This window comes from Escherichia sp. WS568 (assembly GCF_046486085.1).
Classification (GTDB): Bacteria; Pseudomonadota; Gammaproteobacteria; order Enterobacterales; family Enterobacteriaceae; genus Escherichia; species Escherichia coli.
On the sequence record NZ_JBJQMC010000040.1, the window covers coordinates 1 to 15,341 of the forward strand.

Annotated in this window: 16 protein-coding genes and 1 pseudogene; 7 read left to right on the forward strand and 10 right to left on the reverse strand. The window is 47.8% G+C overall.

What is annotated here, in order from left to right:
* Positions 1 to 320: 320 nt before the first annotated feature.
* From ACJHWR_RS24350 to ACJHWR_RS24365, 4 genes are all read right to left on the reverse strand, one after another.
* A complete protein-coding gene (locus tag ACJHWR_RS24350) occupies positions 321 to 938 on the reverse strand; it encodes a ProQ/FINO family protein (protein WP_000521603.1) in 618 nt (205 codons plus the stop codon).
* A 287-nt stretch (positions 939 to 1,225) separates the two neighbouring features.
* A complete protein-coding gene (locus tag ACJHWR_RS24355) occupies positions 1,226 to 2,686 on the reverse strand; it encodes an AAA family ATPase (RefSeq protein WP_202745975.1) in 1,461 nt (486 codons plus the stop codon).
* Positions 2,687 to 2,948: 262 nt separating this feature from the next.
* Positions 2,949 to 3,539 carry a hypothetical protein gene (locus tag ACJHWR_RS24360; RefSeq protein WP_000194575.1) on the reverse strand — a complete coding sequence of 197 codons (591 nt, stop codon included), beginning with the start codon at positions 3,537 to 3,539 and terminating at the stop codon, positions 2,949 to 2,951.
* On the reverse strand, positions 3,539 to 3,796 hold the full coding sequence (locus ACJHWR_RS24365; RefSeq protein WP_000343085.1) for a hypothetical protein: 258 nt from the start codon (positions 3,794 to 3,796) through the stop codon (positions 3,539 to 3,541). The genes ACJHWR_RS24360 and ACJHWR_RS24365 overlap by 1 nt, the downstream gene beginning before the upstream one ends.
* A 353-nt stretch (positions 3,797 to 4,149) precedes the next feature.
* On the opposite strand from ACJHWR_RS24365, the gene ACJHWR_RS24370 reads away from it, so the two are divergent.
* On the forward strand, positions 4,150 to 6,288 hold the full coding sequence (locus ACJHWR_RS24370; RefSeq protein WP_000350638.1) for an AAA family ATPase: 2,139 nt from the start codon (positions 4,150 to 4,152) through the stop codon (positions 6,286 to 6,288).
* A gap of 161 nt (positions 6,289 to 6,449) precedes the next feature.
* On the opposite strand, the gene ACJHWR_RS24375 is transcribed toward ACJHWR_RS24370, so the two are convergent.
* Complete coding sequence (locus tag ACJHWR_RS24375; protein ID WP_001044768.1) at positions 6,450 to 6,866, reverse strand: type II toxin-antitoxin system VapC family toxin; 417 nt, start codon at positions 6,864 to 6,866, stop codon at positions 6,450 to 6,452.
* Positions 6,863 to 7,093 (reverse strand): type II toxin-antitoxin system VapB family antitoxin, encoded by a 231-nt coding sequence (gene vapB / locus ACJHWR_RS24380; RefSeq protein WP_001261287.1) that lies wholly within the window; start codon positions 7,091 to 7,093, stop codon positions 6,863 to 6,865. The genes ACJHWR_RS24375 and vapB overlap by 4 nt, the downstream gene beginning before the upstream one ends.
* Before the next feature lie 295 nt (positions 7,094 to 7,388).
* Between vapB and ACJHWR_RS24385 the strand changes: the two genes are divergently transcribed.
* Complete coding sequence (locus ACJHWR_RS24385) at positions 7,389 to 7,679, forward strand: hypothetical protein (protein ID WP_000111771.1); 291 nt, start codon at positions 7,389 to 7,391, stop codon at positions 7,677 to 7,679.
* Positions 7,669 to 8,568, forward strand: a complete 900-nt coding sequence (locus ACJHWR_RS24390) for a TIR domain-containing protein (RefSeq protein ID WP_000963206.1) — start codon at positions 7,669 to 7,671, stop codon at positions 8,566 to 8,568. Before ACJHWR_RS24385 ends, ACJHWR_RS24390 begins: the two co-directional genes overlap by 11 nt.
* Positions 8,569 to 8,617: 49 nt before the next feature.
* On the opposite strand, the gene ACJHWR_RS24395 is transcribed toward ACJHWR_RS24390, so the two are convergent.
* Together ACJHWR_RS24395 and pifC are read right to left on the reverse strand one after the other, a co-directional pair.
* The gene (locus ACJHWR_RS24395) at positions 8,618 to 10,843 is read right to left on the reverse strand and encodes a P-loop NTPase fold protein (protein WP_000698737.1); all 2,226 of its coding nucleotides are present in this window, start codon (positions 10,841 to 10,843) and stop codon (positions 8,618 to 8,620) included.
* Position 10,844: 1 nt separating this feature from the next.
* A complete protein-coding gene (gene pifC / locus ACJHWR_RS24400) occupies positions 10,845 to 11,933 on the reverse strand; it encodes a transcriptional repressor PifC (protein ID WP_000952217.1) in 1,089 nt (362 codons plus the stop codon).
* A 544-nt stretch (positions 11,934 to 12,477) separates the two neighbouring features.
* Between pifC and ACJHWR_RS24405 the strand changes: the two genes are divergently transcribed.
* The 4 genes from ACJHWR_RS24405 (at position 12,478) to cmi (ending at position 14,880) form a co-directional block, all read left to right on the forward strand.
* Positions 12,478 to 12,828: a hypothetical protein gene (locus tag ACJHWR_RS24405; RefSeq protein WP_000493379.1), complete on the forward strand. Its 351-nt coding sequence runs from the start codon at positions 12,478 to 12,480 to the stop codon at positions 12,826 to 12,828.
* 43 nt (positions 12,829 to 12,871) lie between these two features.
* A complete protein-coding gene (locus tag ACJHWR_RS24410; protein ID WP_000796228.1) occupies positions 12,872 to 13,561 on the forward strand; it encodes a hypothetical protein in 690 nt (229 codons plus the stop codon).
* A complete protein-coding gene (locus tag ACJHWR_RS24415) occupies positions 13,558 to 14,349 on the forward strand; it encodes a site-specific integrase (RefSeq protein ID WP_000016493.1) in 792 nt (263 codons plus the stop codon). The genes ACJHWR_RS24410 and ACJHWR_RS24415 overlap by 4 nt, the downstream gene beginning before the upstream one ends.
* Before the next feature lie 177 nt (positions 14,350 to 14,526).
* Positions 14,527 to 14,880, forward strand: a complete 354-nt coding sequence (cmi, locus tag ACJHWR_RS24420) for a colicin M immunity protein (protein ID WP_000864812.1) — start codon at positions 14,527 to 14,529, stop codon at positions 14,878 to 14,880.
* 49 nt (positions 14,881 to 14,929) lie between these two features.
* Here cmi and ACJHWR_RS24425 read toward each other — a convergent pair.
* A pseudogene (locus ACJHWR_RS24425) lies at positions 14,930 to 15,124 on the reverse strand (lipid II-degrading bacteriocin); the annotation flags it as partial.
* A gap of 12 nt (positions 15,125 to 15,136) precedes the next feature.
* On the reverse strand, positions 15,137 to 15,341 hold a 205-nt coding region (locus ACJHWR_RS24430; protein ID WP_016244222.1), incomplete at its 5' end, for an IS3 family transposase.

The window sequence follows — 15,341 nt, forward strand, 5'->3', positions numbered from 1 at the left end:
ATTTTTGAGCACTTTTCTTTCACCCAATGGGTGAAAGCTGAATTTCGAAGGAATGCATATTTATCAAGGCTTTGATTATGCTTTTTGAAGTACTGACGTAGAATCTAGGTGTTATCCCTAAACCACCTCCTAGGGAGGTGGTGATTGATCCTGTAAGGCTATAGCCTGAAGAATGCCCATGTCGGAATATCTCTGCTTACTGACCACAAGTAAAAGCAACTGTTCTACCAGCAGCCTGCAAAAAACATATAAGCTGATCTGAAAGGAATACTTCACAATGAATATTATTGTGTTTGTAACCTGCTGTTATCGCGATGAAATTACCGTTCAGTTTTTTCGGTTGACGCGGACTGTTCCTGCATGGTTTTCATCTTTAGCTTCTGTTGTTCCCTTACTGCCAGCCAGCGTCTGGCATTCAGCGCATCGCATTCTGATACCTGACCTGCTGGTAGTCCATCCAGTCCATAACGAGGGATACCTGCGACAGCAGTACGCTGCAGATATACCTGTCGGGTGGTGATGCAGGATATTGCACAGGACCATTCATCCAGTGTCAGTTCTGTCTCAGGGTGTTCTGTCAGGAATGCGGCAAAATCATTGGTTATGCCAATTTTCAGTGGAAGAAATCCTCCGCCTTCTGCGCGAAGATGGGGAAACAGAGACTTCACTTTTTCCACGCAATCGTGAGTAAATTCATGAGTCCAATGAGGCTGGCGTGGAAAACGGCGTCTTTTCTTTTTTTTCTTACAGGCAGGAGCATCAGGGGTATGAGTATCGACGGCAGGCGAACTGATCCCCTCAGAGACTGATTCTTCCATCTTTTCTGTCTCTGAACGTGCGATAACACCTGTTTTTTCAGATAAGGAAGGGGGTAAAAGAGTGCGACGTTTTTTCACCATAATGATGGGTGTTTTCTTTTCTTCCTGATATTTCCCCATAAAAACCTCTACGATGTGTTCTTATATAATAATATATATCATATTTTCACGATTAACATAATATCTTCGTTAAGAAAACAACAGAGCAAAATTTGTTTTTTTTTGACAGGCATGAAATGAGCCAGCATAATTATATTAATTATTATCCCAAATGAGTTTTTGTATTTGCTCATTCGGGATGGTTGGATATTTTAAGTTATATCTACTGTATCATTCTCAGGTAATCGTTCCATTAAATCAGAAACTACGGGCTGTAACCAGTCAGTGACTTCACTCACATACTGATGTCATTCGGGATGCCTGGAGGCCAGATCCATCACTCGTGTTAACCCGGACGGACGATCAATGCCCAATTTAGTTAAAATATTCGAGATATAATTATGAGCATCAAGTTCAACTCTGATATCCCTTGCTGCTTCGATTATTTCTAAATATTCGCCACCCAATCCGTCCAGTGGGACATTTGTAATAAGATAATGAATGTATTGTTCAGGCTTAACCCCATTTGGGAGATTAAATTGTTTTACTTTTCCTTCCGCTGCCGCTTTTAACTCATAAGTTCGTGATTCTGTGCCGGTGAAAACTTTATCACGAGCAGTTTTCTTTTCATTTTCTGTGGAATATTTATCGCCATCAAGAATATAAAGTTTACCAGATAGATTGTCACCACGAATAAGGGTACTGGCAAGTAGAGTGAATGCGTTTGAAGCTGCGCCAAATTTAAATATTTTTACATATTTGCTGGCCTTAAGTGAAGAACATATTTTATTTATTATGGCAACAGCTAAGTCATCTTCTACATATATTTCAATAGGCGTCGTTGATTCACCTGTTAATCTGTTTATAGCATCAGGTTTTGTTTCTTCAAATGAATAACTACGGCCTTGAATGTTTACGACGTGTCTTATATTTATCTTGTCTGATAAAGTGGTTATCATTTCTCTATGGGTAGTAAAGATGATTTGTTTGTTTTTATCTTTGGCATGAGATGATATGACTTCTATTAACTTTTTCAATGCTTCGTCATGCAACAATAAATCTAATTCATCAATTAATATTAAGGCGTTCTTGTCCGCTTTCAATATTGTTTCCAGAATTAAAAATATCTTTTGCTCTCCTGCGCTCATACTCAATGATGAGTAGGCCAGTCCCCCTGACTCAACTCCAATCAATATTTTTCCATTGGGTTGTTGATGCTGATTGAAACTTGTGTATGGTTTATTAAGTATATAGGAGGCGTAATGAAGAATGTTTGTTATTAAATCATTACTGACACTGCTGGTTTCATACTGAATATTATTCTTTTTTTCTGATTCTATTATAGGAACACATTTATCAATGCCAAGATAGTAAACTTCTCTTAAAGGACGACGAGCATAAATCTGAATCCATCGTGAGCCTCGAATATCTGCTTTTCCATAATTTTTCAATTCATTTTCAATCATTACCCCATCTTTACGATAAGTTAAATTTACAATGAAGTCACTGCCGTTCCATTCAGCATGTGGGCTGCGTGGAAAAAAATGCATTAACCGATGGTCTTCACCGGGGAAACCTTCTTCAGGCATGTATATGCTTGCTATAGCATGGAGTATTGTTGATTTTCCGCTTCCATTTGGACCTAAAATTGCGGTTAACGCATGAGGTTTAAAAATAATCTCGTTTAATCCATTTATACATTTTAGTTTGTTAATTTTAATGGAGTTCAAGACTTGACCAGTAATGGTTTTTTTATTTTTTTCTGCCATTTTCAAATCCTAGCATTATGTTGGGGGGATTCACCATGTAATTCAGAAACATATAACTGTGAACAGGGGATATATCAAATCCTTTTAATATTCTATTTGGCACAGTATTCTACATCAGGCCTCTTTTATGCTACAGACTTTTTGAGATGTCTGTAATTTTAGACTTAATGTTATGACTGATCATATCTCCTATCCACTGGTGGCGCAGGAAAGTTAACCAGCTGCCACCATGGGATGATGTGTAAACCGTGCTGGTATGTTTTTACGGGGTGACGCTTTCATTAACCTGTACACGAACCTCCATTCCGGCATCGTGACAGGCCTGCAGCCACTGCGCCACTTCCAGCGGATCGCCCTCCAGGCGTACCACCCTGCCTTCTTTATTCCATAACTGCAGACAGGTGCTGCCGTCGAGACGTACCACAAAATCCCCACGGCAGGCCTGATACGTTATGCCGTTCAGCTGCACCGCCAGATCAGTGGCAGAAGTGCCGTCTGCGGGCAGACCTGCTGCCGGGACCAGCGGCAGTACGACGACTTCTGCCGCACGCTGTTCTGCCCGGAGGCGGTCCTGTTCTGCCAGCAGCAGAGGCTGTGCCACGGCCCGGCCGGCGTCCGTCAGCTCGACAGCCAGCTGCAGATTCGGGGCGCGCAGGGTACGCAGCCAGCCGGCATCCTCCAGACGACGGCAGGAGGCGCGCAGGTTTGGCCCGTAGACCGGGGCTTCCCCGCTTCGCTCCAGCACCCGTTCCAGGTCCCGCGTCAGCACGGGGCCCGGCCGTTTTTCATCAAGCGCAGCCAGCACAATCAGCACTCTCCGCTGCAGTGGCGACGGTCGGCGGCTCTGGGTCATTACCTGTCATCCTCCGGCCAGATGAGGTTTCTGAGGCGCTGAAAGTCGGCGTCAATGAGCTCCTGTCTCTTTATGGCATTCATTGAGGCATAGCCATTTATGGCCAGTTCATGCCAGAAGATCAGCACGGCTCCGGCTTTGGCTGACTCGCAGAGATAAATCGCGCCCTGGCTGTCCAGATTGCATTCCCGGATGCGTTTTTCCGCAAACCGGGTCAGTTGTTCATAGCTGAGTGAAAACACCCTTTCTTCATCCATCCTGCACGCTCCATCTGATAATGTACTGACAGGTAAAAATAATATCCTGCATGATTTGTGTGCTCATGATTTCTGATAATATCAGATATTGTTTTATCATCAATGATGAAAACCATATCTGATATGATTTTATATATATTTCTTAATTATCATATCATTTGCGTCTTTTCTGCCGCGCAGATCCAGTTTCCGGCTAAGTCGGATCGACCTAATCTTTGTTTCTGATATGAACACCTCGGAGAGGTGTAAGCAATGGTATAAACGAAATGTATTATGTATCTGCATCACAGCATGCGGGCACATTTTGCGGAAGGATATGAATCCCCCCGGAATAACTGGCAAAGGACAGATAAATGGACATTGAAATACGCCACTGCAATAACATCGTACGAGCACATATCACCCTCACTGCCGATAAACTGAACATTAAGTTTGCGCCAAATGGTACTGGAAAAAGTACGCTGTCACGGGCCATAAGCTGTGCGGCGCGGGACGACATTCAGGGACTACAGGCACTGATGCCCTTCCGGCTGCGCGGAGAAAACCCCGATAGCACCGGGCCCATTGTCATCGGTGCTGACGGGATTGGGGACGTGATGTGCTTCAACGAGGAGTACGTCAGTCAGTTTACGTTCCAACCGGACGAGCTCATCAGTGATAGCTTTAATATTCTTATCCGCAATCAAGCCCATGCGGAAAGAGAGCGTGAAATAGAAGAAATGACGCAAAAGATCCGGGCTGTTTTCACGGATCACACTGAGCTGAACTCTCTGATAGACCATCTACAGGAACTCAGTAATGCTTTCAGATCAACCAGTTCCGGGATTTCACGTTCTTCAACCGGCATGAGAGGTCTGTCAGGCGGAAATAAAATACACCACATTCCGGCTGGTCTTGAGAACTATCAACCCTACATCCGCAGTGAACGCCGCGTGGAATGGATTGACTGGCAGACAAAGGGACTCGAGTTTTCGCCCCTTTCGGATGGCTGCTGTCCGTTCTGTACCGGTGATATCACGGGAAAGGAAGCACAAATTCGCCAAGTCAGAGAGGAATACGATAAATCCACCATTAAAAACCTGACCGCTATCATCAGACTGGTGGAAAACCTCGGTAATTACCTGACGGAGAGCGCCAGAGAACGCCTTCTGGCCATTACTATGCTTCAGAACGGTCCGGAAGCCGAACATATCGAGTACCTAGTGGCGTTGAAACGCCAGACCGATACGCTGACAGAGAAACTCACTGCGCTGAGAGGCCTGAATGTTTTCAGCCTGCAGGAACAGCAGAACGTTCGGGAGGTGCTCACTGCCAGGTTGATTGACCTGCAGTTCTTCCCTGATCTGCAATCCGAACTCATGCAGGGGATCACCGACAGACTGAACGCGGCCCTTATGGACCTGATAAACCTTGCCGGACCGCTGCAGGGAAAAATTAACCGGCACCGGGACAGCATGATCCGGCTGATCGCACAGCACAAAACAAACATCAATAATTTCCTCACTTATGCAGGCTATAAATACAGGGTGGATATAGCCGGCGAGGGAGAGCAGAGAAAACTCAGGCTACGACACATAGATTTTGACGGGTACGTCAGCGGCGGTAGCCAGCATCTCAGCTATGGAGAACGGAACGCCTTTGCGATTGTGTTATTCATGTATGAATGCCTGTCAAAAAACCCGGGACTGATTATCCTTGATGATCCCATATCTTCTTTTGATAAAAACAAGAAGTTTGCCATTCTTGAAATGCTGTTCAGACGTGCAAGTGGTGAATGCCTGAAGAACCGGACTGTACTTATGCTGACGCATGACGTGGAGCCTGTGATTGACACGCTGAAGTCAGTCAGAAGGTTGTTCAGTAATCAGGTGACCGCCTCCTGCCTGCGCCTGTCTGCTGGAGTCATAGAAGAATTACCTGTTAACGACGGCGATATCATGACATTCATGCAGATCTGCAAATCCATCACCGCGTCAGCAGACTGTGAGGAGATCATTAAGCTCATCTATCTTCGTCGCTACTTTGAAATCGTTGACGAACGTGGTGATGCTTATCAGCTTCTATCCAATCTATTCCATCGACGCGTCGTCCCGCTGGATTATCGCGAGCCTGCCGCTGCGGGCTCGGGCTATCCCAAAATGGCTCCTGAGAAAATTCAGCAGGCCTTGCGGGATATCCGGGAGTATGTGGACAGTTTTGATTACCCGCGACTTCAGGCTCTCGTCAGCAGCCCAGATGAAATAAAAAACCTGTACCGTCGCTGTCGTAACGGCTATGAAAAACTGCAGGTATTCCGTTTACTGGAACTGGATCAGGACCATCCGGTAATACGAAAATTCGTTAACGAAACGTACCACATTGAAAATGAGTTCATCTGTCAACTAGATCCGTCCAGATTCGATCTCATCCCGGAGTACGTGATTATGGAATGTGACAAGCTCATCGCCCTGCCACCGGCAGCAAACCAGAGCTCGGTTGCCCGTATCGCTTGAGCCACTGTTTTTGCCGCCGGAAGATAGGCTTTAGCTCCCTGATAGTCTGATCTTCGAAGATACCCTACAGTTTAGGACCGCTTACTGTAGATATCTGTTAAAACAGCCCGTATACGGGCTGTTTCTTGGTGCCCTTATCTCCTGACTTTGAAAAGAGTGTCTTACTTCACCCAGTCTTCCAGCACCAGGTCAGGCACTCGCTCAAATTCTCTTGTATTATTCGTTACCAGTATCGCCCCGGCGGCGATGGCGTGCCCGGCAATCGCCGTGTCGTTCGGGCCGATCGGCGTCCCGGCCAGCCGCAGTGCCACTTTAATCTTCGTGGTGGCGTCTACTGCGGCGCGATCCCAGGGCAGGATGGCATCGAGGCGGGCGCAGAATTCATCGACCAGTTGGACGTGACGTGGTGAGGCCTTTGGGCCGGTAGCCCCGAAGCGCATTTCAGAGTAGGTGATGGCCGAGACCACTATACGGTGGCCGCGTAGCACCGCCTGCTCCAGACGCTTCAGGACGGCTTCTGGCTGTTCACGCATGATGAACGAGCAGATACAGGTATCAAGCATATAAGTCTTGTTCACAGGTTAAATCGCCCTTCGTCGCTGACAACATCCTCGCGCTCCGCCATAAAATCTGGATCGGCTTTTTCGTACTCTAGGAATGATCCCCAGGTTGGCCGGACGGGGCGCAGGATGATGCTGTCCCCTTCCCGGACGATCTCGAGCTCGCTCACCCCCTCAAAATCCAGATCACGAGGCAGACGGATGGCGCGGTTGTTGCCATTTTTGAATATCGATACGGTTCTCATGTTTTTTCTCTCCCGAGCATATGGATATGTGAAACATATCCGGAATATTCAAAGCACCGGGTGTGTGCATATGTTTAGTATAGGCAGATGTGTGGCATATGTATAGCGGTAGCATATGTAGATGCCAGGCATATGTTTAGCATATCTCTATTTCTTTCTTTTTTATCGGAGATCCGAAAAAAGGTTAAGTCTGATCTTAATGAAATTACATGGAATTTGAGTGATATCCCTTACCCCACATCTCCAACGTGCTATCTATAAAGGTTGATACATCTCACTTAGTCCGGAGGTTGTTATGAGCGTCAAAATCACAGGTTTAGACAAAATGCAGAAACAGCTAAAAGAGGTTGAGAGAGCAACAGAGGCATTAAACGGAAGTTATGATGTCCACTTCGATGCTAACGATCCTGTCAGCATTGAGAACGCGATTCAGGAAGCCTATTCCATGGTGTACGAACGCGCTTCTGGTTATGCCACTAATCCGATGGTCAGCCCATTAATCGAACACATGAAAGAAAATCTGCGCCAACAGATTCTGGACAGAGCAGAACAACAAAGACAGGAGAGCGGGCAGGATGGCAATTGATATCTTTCAGTCACTTAAAAATTGCGTATTCGACCTTCAGCGCGCTGACGTTCAGAACTATCAGCAACCTCTTAAGCAATTGGCCCGGCTCTTGAACTCAGAGAATCTGCAGTCAGTTAATGCACATCTGACCCGCAATGTTGAACTTGATACCTTTCTGGCCAGGAGTGAAGATACTGAATCCAGCATGGCTGGTTCCGCTGTTCTACAGTGGCCTGATGAGCCCGCTGATATTTTGGGCCTGAAGTTGCTGCTGATCGAGAAAATGGCAGACGATAACAATTTTTCCTTTAATTTCTGTCATACATTTTTCTATGATCGAAACATTATTGAATCCATTCGAAAATTCACGTCGTCATTAGTTGCCCCGTTCGTGCGCGATTACCAGTTGTATGTGGAAAACCAACACGATCCTGAGCCTGCAGTGTTTCGGCCGGTTTCCCGAAAAATTTTTATTGTTCATGGCCATGATAATGATGCCCTTCAGTCTGTTGCCCGTTTTATATCCCGGATAGGTCTTGAGGAAATCATTCTTTCAGAACGTCCTGACGGCTCCAGGACGATTATCGAGAAATTTGAAGCAGAGTCAGGGGATGTCAGTTTTGCCATCGTGCTGATGACGCCCGACGATAGCGGCAGTGCTCTGGCATCTGAAAGCACACGTCTCCGCGCACGCCAGAATGTCCTGTATGAGCTCGGATATTTCGCCGGGAAGCTTGGACGCGGGAAAGTACTTGTACTCAGGAAGGGAGATATCGAAATCCCTTCAGATCTTGCCGGGGTTCTCTATACCGAGCTTGATGAGCATGGTGGATGGAAACGCAAACTGCTGAGTGAGCTTGCGTATGCCGGTGTTCCTTTTGACAAGGATAAAGCATTAAGCGCCTGATCTCCTTCATTTAGTAAGAAAAAGGCCGCTAAGCGGCCTTAATTTTTGGTCAGTCGTCATTTTCCAGCGCTGTTTTGAGCGCTTCCTGCTCCGGAGTCAGCTCGTTGCCGGACAGCATAACCTTCAACTTCTCTTCGACTGCTGGCCAGTCATCAAAGAACGGACTGACCTGGTCACGCGCAATCCGGCGATATGCCCCTCGGTGGGAGCTGAAGACACTGGTCTGTAATCGTATCAACAGGTTAACAAGGCCTTCATCAGTGGTAGTAACTTCTCTGACCCATTGCTTCACGGTTTCACCTGAACTCATGTCTCTCCAGGCGTAGAGATACCCGAGAAGAGACTTGCGCAGGAGAAGCTGTTGCTGAAGTTCTGGTTGATTCATACGTTCCGCAAACCTGTCACGCAACCGTTCCGTAATATCGCGACTGAAAAGAGCGTCTGAAGGCGAAGGTACTGCATTCTGAGCAAGTCCATGTTCCCAGATAAGATCCCGCATAAAATCGGCTATCCAGAACGGCGAAGCACCCGTAACGATCAGTTTTTCCATAAGCGTGATCGTTCTGGTCTCATCAATATCCTGCATATGCTTCAGCAGATGCCGTACAACCTCATTAATGGCCATTTCACGCAGGGAAAACCATGGGTTACGGATACTGAAGCGAGTGCTCACCTCATCGGTGTGATCGAAGAAAAAATGAACCAGTCCTGCGCACTCTTCGAAATTACGTTCTCTTATCAGGCCTGGAGTCAGTCTGCTCAGTATATGTTCAAACCAGGTTCCGGACAGACTGCCCACACTGTTGATTTTTGAGAGCAGCAATTCAGAAAGCTGCTGCTGTTTTTCCGATACGCCAGCCTGTTCAAAAAGCTGTCTGAAGAATTCAGGTGGCAGAACATTCTGTGGTGAGGAGAAGGCAAAATAATATCGCCAGTGCGTCAGGCTGCTGAGTCGTTTACCGGTCGTCTGGATATGACGAAAATCCTCACTGACGGGCTCAAAAAGATTCAGATATTCATCATTATGTCCACTGATACCTGGGATCCAGTCTGCAAGTGTCAGAAACGAGTCTGCATTTGATGCCCTGAACGTCTTCATACATCTGATAAGCCCCTCCCGGAAGTCTGCTTTCTCTCCGTCAGAAAGCATACCCTGACCGGTTTCAATCACGGACCGTTCTGTCAGGTAATGCTCTGTCCAGTCATACAGAGCCGGGTTTGTCACCCGTATAAGCTGAAGCAGGCACAAATCAGGGAAATAAACAAAATCCCGCATCCCCGGATAAAGAAAAATCAGGGAATTAATGGCCTGATGGATTTCCCGTGGCGTCGAAAGTGCGGCACCATAGGTATCAGTCACCGCGATGAGATCCCTTACCATTCCAGAGTCTGGCGGTTGATTATTAATTTGCTGATATAGAGCCTCAGCCCGCTGGCGAAATTCATTACGTAAATCAAAGGCTTCAGGTCGGGGTAATTTAAAACTAAGCTGAATGATTTTCTGGAGATAACGGCTGCCATCTTCGATATTCAGCGCATGTTCAACGGCATGAGTGATAATCTGCCTGTCATAACAGAGAATATGGGTAAAGCGGGGCAGATCGGCTACTGCACGCACAAGCCTGAACACTTCCGCCACCTGGGATGGCTCCAGTCGGTCCAGATCATCCATGACAACAATGAACTTCAGATCCAGACTCACCAGTTGTCCTGCAATTTCAGCCCGAAGCTTTGTCGTGGTTTTCTGATCAACAGCCAGACGGCTGTCTGAAAATACCTTTATTCCGCCTGCTATCCAGTTAATAATGCTGGAAAACTGTCCGATATATTGAACCAGTGGAAGGACGCGCGATGAAGTATCCTGAGCATACTCAATCACTTTTTGAGCTTCCGGTGACAACAGATATTTACGCCAGAGCTTTTTGAAGCCCTTCGGGGGATAGCGTATTTCCATTTCCTGCTGGATAACCGTGGCAACCGGAAGAAAGAGCGCTTCAACCGGACTGCCGCCACTCAGCCAGGGAGAAATATGCAGCACATGCGTGTGAGCATCTTTTTTCAGGGCAAGGTTTCTCAGGATCAGATTAAGGAGGCTTGTTTTACCCGATCCCCATGCACCTTCTATTCCGACAACATTTGAAGCCTCCAGAGGAAGAGTAAGGATGGAACGGGATATATTTTCTGCGATATTACCGAAACCGTATCGATCCTCAGGTACATCTTCAACTGCCGCATCAAGCCCTTTCTGGTTCCACAGCTGCCTCAGTATCTTCATATTACAGATCTCCGTACAGGCAGCGCAGCCCGGTCAGGGCCTCCGCCAGCGGGCCTTCTTGACACCGCGTGGCGAGCTCCCGGACCAGCGTCTCAAAGGCCTCCGCCGGCATAAAAATCCGCAGGCCGTCTATCCCGAAGAAGCCCTCCGGCGTGACGTTTCCGGGCGGGGAGAACATCACTCGCTCCCCCTGGTGACCGTGCGTCAGGGCTTCCGGATGCCGGGCATACAGCGTGAACAGGCCCAGCAGTTCGGATAACGCTTCCCAGCCGTACGGCACCACGAAGTCCTGGCCGGTGATCAGCAGGTGCAGACGGGGTGTGGTGTACCAGGCCCCCGGGCGTTCTCCGGGGTGCTGGCCGTCAACGCGGATCTCCAGGCGCAGCGTGCCGGCCTCAATGGTTTCCGTGACGGCAGAAATAACCGGGCGCAGCTCCTGTGCCAGCGTTCTTGCCTGTTCTGTGTTCCAGTCCAGGCCGCGCAGCATCAACGGGAAAACAGCTTTCAGCCGCGGCAGGGTGAAGATTTCTGCCAGCACCGCGTCCGGCACCTCCGCCAGGCCAAAACAGTCGCTCTCGAGCGGACGCAGGAGGTGTTCGGCATACATCTGATCCACCACGGGGCGCAGCGCTGCCCGGAAGGCTTCAAACTCTTCCGTCCAGTTTTTCCCGGCCAGGCGGAAAATCCCCTTCAGGTAGTGACCGTCCACAGGGCGATCGTGCTCCACCTGCCAGGCCAGCAGGTTGCCAGTGATGTCCAGCAGCGTGTCCAGGGCCGGGAGTGTGGCCAGCCTATTATGCCCGCGCAGGAAGGCCTCCCTGACGTGAACCAGGACAAAGCGCAGTTCGTCGCGGGAGAGCGCTGACGTGCCGAAGGTCTGGCCCAGAATGATATGCCGGTACAGCTGCCGGACCGTGGCCTCCGGATCGGCAATGAGCTGAAAATACCCGTCACCGGGCGCGACCGTTTTCAGGCCGTCATCGAGGAAGCGTTCGGCTAGGGCGTTGACCGAAGTATTTTCCCGACCGGCACGCGTTTTCAGCGCCTCGATAAGTTTTTTGTGAAAACGCAGGTTAAGCTGGCTTAGCATCATCGATCCTTTAATGTTTGTTTTGTTCTTAATGCTAACCTAGCATTTTATTATTAGCTATTAATCAGTTTTTTAGTTTTTGAAAATTGTGATGCTTCTAAAATTGAGGATTTTAATGCTACAACAATGCCTGCCTCTTCTTATTTCTCCGGAGATCCGAAAACCCCAGGTTACGGATCTTCCTCTCCCCCCACACAACGCCACCTCCTGTCAGCACAACATGTGGTATCTCATTCAGCTGCTCATGACACTATATGTTGTGTCATCTCCCTGACCTGTGATGCGCCGCGCAGGGGCGGAAAACAGCGATATGATTATTTTCTCAGCGTGGTACACTTCCGGAAAGTTGTGATATTCCGGAAAGTCGGATCTGACGGAAACGGCTCTCCGGTAATTTAACTGCGTTTCTATATGGCTACTTATTATTTCAGTATGTGAAATTCATTTTTTGTGAAAGTCACTGTTCTCAACAGAGTGGCACTCATCTGGCGATGATTGAGGTGTGGTAAAATTGCACGGCTAACTATTCAACTGAGGAAAGGACATGTTTACTGCATTCAATGAGAGAAATGATTTCAGTTATGCTTTTGAAAAAATCCGTAATGCGATTTCCGCGCCAGGAGAAAATAATGTTTATGCTGCAACAGAATTAGGTCTTGGCATTCTGCTCCGTAAATACGAGCAGTTTCGCCGGGAGCTGGATGCGGCCGGTGAGCTGGGAAACTGGGAATATGATCTCGATACCTACAATCACTGTATTGCGGTGCTGCAACGTTACTTCACCGGCAATCCATCCGGGCTCACAGAACGTGATGCCCGGATTTACAGCCATTACCTGCAGACTGAGCACAAAGGCTTTGTGAAGCTGGCTGAAGAACTGGCTGCCGACCGCTGAATACATACAGAAGGCGGGATTTCTCAACAATAAAGGAATAAACATGGCTGACTGGTTTATTGCGACCGAAGGCGTGAAGGTGGTGAAGGACAGCGCCAGTCTGGGGCCGCAGATAATTACAGCTGTATCGACCATCGCATCTGCTGTCGGAGCGGTGTTCCTTACTCACCACTTCACACTCAGACGTGAGGAGAGAACTGCAGCAGCGAAGCTGGCCAGCGAGCGTCTTTACATTAGTACAGAGCTGGTTTTTTTACTTGAGCGATTTGCGCAGCGTTGCGCTCCAGCAGCAACAGCAACTGTGGAGCACGATCAGGATGGCAGAGGAGAAGCTGAGTTCTTATTACCGGAAATCGATTATTCCCCGGTATCTGGTAACTGGCGCTCCCTTCCTTCTGGCCTGATGTATAGGCTCAGCGAACTCTCTGTTCTCAGCTACGAAGCTGTCGTGTGTGTAGATAATGTGTTTGTTGAAGATACTCCTTATGGTGGAGCGGGTGAATATAGTTTGCATAAAAACGCAGCTATGTTGGGAGTAAAAGCACTGCGGTTATCACGAGAACTGAGAATGTTATGTGGCCTCCCTCTGCACGGCCTTTCCGATACACTATCGCCAACGAGGTTGGTATTGTTGAAAGCCAGAGGTAAAACACTCCAAAAGGAGTACGAAATGGTAAAGAAGTCTAAAAAGACCGAGCAAGAGATTGAGGATTTCATAAAGGGGACATCATGAGTGGCCCACAATTGCTTTCCCTGCCTGGTTCTTTTTTAACGCCTCCGGCAACATTACCTGTTGCCATTGATTACCCGGCTGCGCTGGCACTACGTCAGATGGCACTTGTGCAGGACGAATTACCAAAATATCTGTTGGCGCCGGAGATCAGCGCCCTGCTCCACTATGTACCGGATCTGCACCGCAAAATGTTGCTGGCCACCCTGTGGAACACGGGCGCACGTATAAACGAAGCGCTGGCGCTGACGCGGGGAGATTTTTCTCTGGCGCCGCCATATCCGTTCGTACAGCTGGCCACGCTCAAACAACGGACTGAAAAAGCGACCAGAACGGCAGGCCGTGTCCCTGCTGGCAGTCAGGTGCATCGCCTGGTTCCCCTGTCCGATACACAATACGTCAGCCAACTGCAGATGATGGTGGCCACGCTGAAAATCCCACTGGAGCGCAGAAACAAACGAACCGGAAGAATGGAGAAGGCGCGCATCTGGGGAATCACCGACCGCACAGTTCGCACCTGGCTGAATGAAGCTGTAGAGGCCGCTGCGGCCGACGGCGTGACGTTCTCTGTTCCGGTTACCCCACATACTTTCCGCCATTCCTACGCGATGCATATGCTGTATGCTGGTATTCCGCTGAAGGTGCTGCAGAGCCTGATGGGGCACAAGTCGATTAGTTCGACAGAGGTGTACACGAAGGTGTTTGCGCTGGATGTGGCTGCACGGCACCGGGTGCAGTTTTCGATTCCTGAGTCCGATGCTGTCACAATGCTGAAAAACAGACACGCATAAGTCACAAATCATAATTATGAATTGTGATTTATTCTATAAAAGAAGAGACCACTGCAATATGTGATCTCTTGTATTATTTCATAATTGTTAAAGCCACTTCACAGTATGCTCACATTGTACGGATATATTCGTAATGTTTTTTTATATCGAATGAACGACAGAAGTTGTGGAGATTTTATGAAAGTAATTAGCATGAAATTTATTTTTATTTTAACGATTATTGCTCTTGCTGCTGTTTTTTTCTGGTCTGAAGATAAAGGTCCGGCATGCTATCAGGTCAGCGATGAACAGGCCAGAACGTTTGTAAAAAATGATTACCTGCAAAGAATGAAACGCTGGGACAACGATGTACAACTTCTTGGTACAGAAATCCCGAAAATTACATGGGAAAAGATTGAGAGAAGTTTAACAGATGTTGAAGATGAAAAAACACTTCTTGTCCCATTTAAAGCTGAAGGTCCGGAGGGTAAGAGAATGTATTATGGCATGTACCATTGTGAAGAGGGATATGTTGAATATGCGAATGACTAATACACTGTTATAAAGGCTGCATAAAAAGGCCGGAATCCCGGCCCTTATATTATCGCTTACCACTTTCTTTAATGTGAATTTCACCAGGAAGCAGTATCTGGTACTCTTTACCAGAAAACATCGCCCCGAGCCTTGTGAGCGACTCTCCGATGACGCCACGGTGAGTGCTGGCGTTAAAATCGTATTTATCATCATATGAACGAACAACGCCATTGTAAGTCCAGGAGCCATTGGCAGAGATAGTTTGGATTTGCCCCTATATTTCCAGACACCTGTTATCACTTAACCCATTACTGGCCTGCTGCCGCAGATATTCCCGTGGCGAGCGATAACCCAGTGCACTATGCGGGTGCCATTCGTTATAATGCTCGAACGCCTCTGCAAGGTTCTTTGCTGCCGTTAACCCGTCTGGTTTAGGCATGATACTGATGTAGTCACGCTTTATCGTTTTCACGAAGCTC